Annotated in this window: 3 protein-coding genes and 1 tRNA gene; 2 read left to right on the top strand and 2 right to left on the bottom strand. The window is 65.4% G+C overall.

Annotation, left to right across the window (positions count from 1 at the left end; genetic code table 11):
- A partial coding sequence (locus QU44_RS16400) for a PCRF domain-containing protein (RefSeq protein ID WP_033923488.1) occupies positions 1–731 on the bottom strand: 731 nt, incomplete at its 3' end.
- A 136-nt stretch (positions 732–867) separates the two neighbouring features.
- Positions 868–2,115 carry a histidine--tRNA ligase gene (gene hisS, locus QU44_RS16395; protein ID WP_052135030.1) on the bottom strand — a complete coding sequence of 416 codons (1,248 nt, stop codon included), beginning with the start codon at positions 2,113–2,115 and terminating at the stop codon, positions 868–870.
- Positions 2,116–2,209: 94 nt separating this feature from the next.
- On the opposite strand from hisS, the gene QU44_RS16390 reads away from it, so the two are divergent.
- Both QU44_RS16390 and QU44_RS18380 read left to right on the top strand, forming a co-directional pair.
- Positions 2,210–2,283, top strand: a tRNA-Gly gene (locus tag QU44_RS16390).
- A 560-nt stretch (positions 2,284–2,843) separates the two neighbouring features.
- Positions 2,844–3,382, top strand: a 539-nt coding sequence (locus QU44_RS18380; protein WP_156141248.1) for a hypothetical protein, incomplete at its 3' end; no start/stop codon positions are given.

The following is a 3,382-nucleotide window of genomic DNA, read 5'->3' as shown; positions in this document are numbered from 1 at the left end:
CGCACCGCCGAATCGGTGGTGTTGACGTGCTGACCGCCGGCACCCGACGCGCGGTAAATGTCGATCCGCAGGTCTTCGTTGCGGATGTCGACATCGACTTCTTCGGCCTCGGGCAGTACCGCCACCGTTGCTGCCGACGTATGAATCCGCCCGCCGCTTTCGGTCACCGGCACCCGCTGGACCCGATGGACGCCGCTTTCGAACTTCAGCCTGGCGAACACGCCCTTGCCCGCGACGCTGGCGATGACTTCCTTGCACCCGCCCGCCTCCGAGCTGCTGGCGGAGATCAGCTCGACCTTCCACCCCTGCCGCTCGGCATAACGCTGATACATCCGCAACAGGTCGCCCGCGAACAACGCCGCCTCGTCACCGCCGGTGCCGGCGCGGATTTCCAGCATCGCCGCGCGCTCGTCCGCCGCATCGCGCGGCAACAGCGCCAGCGCGAGGCGGCGATCGGCCTGCTCCAGCGCCACCTCGTTCGATCGCAATTCCTCGCTCGCCATCGCGCGAAGCTCGGCATCGGCCTCGCGAGTCATCGCCGCCAGGCTCACCGCCTCGGCACGCAGCCGCCGCACGTCCCCCGCCGCCTGCGCGACCGGTTCCAGCTCAGCATATTCCTTCGACACCGCGACAAATCGGTCGCTCGGCAAGTCGCCGGTCGCCATCTGCGCCTGCAACTCATCACGCCGCGCCTCGATCTGCGCGATCCGTTCGGGAGAGATGCGGGTCATGCCACCGACCGCAGCGTCAAAGCCACCCACGCCCCCTTCGTCACCCCAGCGAAGGCTGGGGTCCAGGGCCACAAGCACGCACCATCATCGGGCAGACCGCAGCGCCCGCTGGAGTAACGGTCTAAACTAGCGCGCGTCACGCGGGCCGTGCCGAAAACGCCGCCAGAATATGCGCTACGTGCTCCACCTCAGCATCGCTCGCCACAAGGCTTCGGTGGCCGGGGCCACCGGGATCGCCCTTGAAACTCACCACCTGGCGCGCGCCGGCCTTCAGCGCCTTGTCGTACCGCTTCTTGGGACTGCCAGTCGTGATCGATTCACTGGCCACGCCGGCACGCCGAAGCGCAGCGACCGCCGCAAGCGCCTCGCGGATAAATCCATCATCCTCGGCAACCACCACCACGTCGACGGTTTCGGCCGCCGTCTCCTCCACCAACATCGCCAACCGCTCGATCCCGGCAGCCCAGCCAACCCCCGGCGTCTCCGGCCCGCCCAGGCTCTCTACCAGCCCGTCATAGCGCCCGCCCGCAAGCACCGTCCCCTGCGCGCCCAGCCGATCGGTCACGAATTCAAACGCGGTATGCCGGTAATAATCGAGCCCGCGCACCAGCCGGCTGTTGCGCGTCCACGCCACCCCCGCCGCATCGAGCCCGCCGGTCACCGCCGCAAAGAAATCGCTCGCCTCATTCGTCAGATACGCATCAATATCGGGCGCGCTGTCGGCGATCGGCCGGTCGCGCGGGTCTTTCGAATCCAGAATCCGCAGCGGATTCTTCTCCAGCCGCGCCAGGCTGTCCTCCGACAAATCGCCGCGATGCGCCATGAAATGCTCGACCAGCGCATCGCGCCACGCATCGCGAGTCGCCGCATCGCCCAGCGTATTGAGCTGCAACGTCACCCCATCGGCAATCCCCAGTTCCTTAAGCAACTGGTCGGCAAAGGTCAGCAATTCGACCTCGGCGGCGGGTTCGGGCGCGCCGATCACTTCGGCGTCGATCTGGTGGAACTGGCGATAACGCCCCTTTTGCGGGCGCTCATAGCGGAACACCGGCCCGTGCGTCACCAGCTTGAGCGGCGCATATTGCCGCCAGCCCTCGGTCAGATACGCCCGCGCGATGCCGGCGGTGAACTCAGGCCGCAGCGTCAGCGATTCGCCGCCGCGATCGTCGAAGCTGTACATCTCCTTCGACACGACATCGGTGGTCTCGCCCAGCGAGCGGGCGAACACCGCCGTCGATTCGAACACCGGCAGCTCGACTCGGTTGAAGCAATAGAGCCGCCGCACGCGATCGAACGTGTCGACCACACGCTGAAAGCGGCGCTGTTCGTCGCCGAAAATATCCTGCGTGCCGCGCACGCGCTTGGGGGTTTCTATACGGGCCATGAGGCGGCGGTATCTATGCCAGCGCCCGCGCGAACGCCAGTGCCGCCGCAACCATCTTGCGCCCCGCCGCCGCCGGCGCTAATCGGAAGCCCGCGCGGGTATAGTACAATGGTAGTACAGCAGCCTTCCAAGCTGAATACGCGGGTTCGATTCCCGCTACCCGCTCCACCGTCACCATCGAACCGCGCCGGCCCGGCAATGGCGTTTTCCCCGGCTTGACTTGTTGGAGAATGTTGCTCAGATGTTCTCGCCGCAACAGGGGTGAGGCGGCATGATCGAGATTTCGGATAGCGAGCGGCGACACGCATTTTCACAATGGCTGCGTACCGGCAGGCTGGCATCGATCCGAGGCCCTGAAGGTATCGAGCTGAAGTTCAATCCCTGGCACGATCCGGCAGACGGCCGTTTCACCTTTGCGGGCTCCGGACGTTACCATGGCGCCGGCAGCGCGAGCCAAAGCAACCGCGCGAGCGGTAGCGCCGCCAGGGTCTATCGCGATAAACCTGCGAAGCCGCAGACCGTAACCAAGCCGCGGGCCGAAAATCCGCGTCCCGTGCAAGGAGCGGGTAACCGCTCGACTTCACGGCGCGAGGACCGGCCAAATCCGATGACTGAATTCGCCGCCGGCGTCGGAGAGGGCCTCTACGATGTCGCCGAAGCGACGGTGAAGGGCACATATTCCGCCCTGACGACCAATCCGCTCACCACATGTCGGCAACGCCAGGCGCGTGATCGCCGAGATGATCGATACCGCGATCGCCGCCGAAGATACGCCGGCCCCGGTCCAAATCTCCCGCGCGGCGGATGCGATAGCCAATGCGACGCCGCGCGAAATTGGCCGGACCGTAGGCTCAGGCGCGGGCACCACCGCGTTGATAGCCGCACCGGGGGCCGCGCTTGGCAGGATTTCGTCAGTGCGCCAACTACGGCCAGCCCGGCTTCGCCCTACCTTTGACCCGCCCGAGATCGGTTGGGTCAAGGAGAACATCAAATCCGACAAGCCGTGGAAAGCAGATAATGATTCCGCGACCGGCGGACGCCCCGGTCTGGCCCCGACACTGATGCGGACCATGCCCGATGGCTCGAAGCGGCCTGTGAAATTTGACGGCATCGAGGCCGATTATGTCATCGATCGCAAGTGGAGCATCAGGAATGCACCACGAGCGCGAGCGCAGATAGTGCGCCAGGCTCACGTATTGTCGGAACATAGTCTGATCGGAATCTGGGAGGTTCCTAACCTGGGCACTTCCAATAACCCCTCGACATA

Origin of the sequence: Sphingomonas sp. 37zxx, assembly GCF_000786205.1 — a bacterium.
In the GTDB taxonomy this organism is placed as follows: Bacteria; Pseudomonadota; Alphaproteobacteria; order Sphingomonadales; family Sphingomonadaceae; genus Sphingomonas.
The sequence above is the reverse complement of the archived record's forward strand: the minus strand, read 5'-3'. Positions and strand labels throughout refer to the sequence as shown.

Coding starts and splice junctions, on each gene's coding strand:
- hisS (WP_052135030.1), bottom strand. CDS start 2,115: ATGGCCCGTATAGAAACCCCCAAGCGCGTGCGCGGCACGCAGGATATT.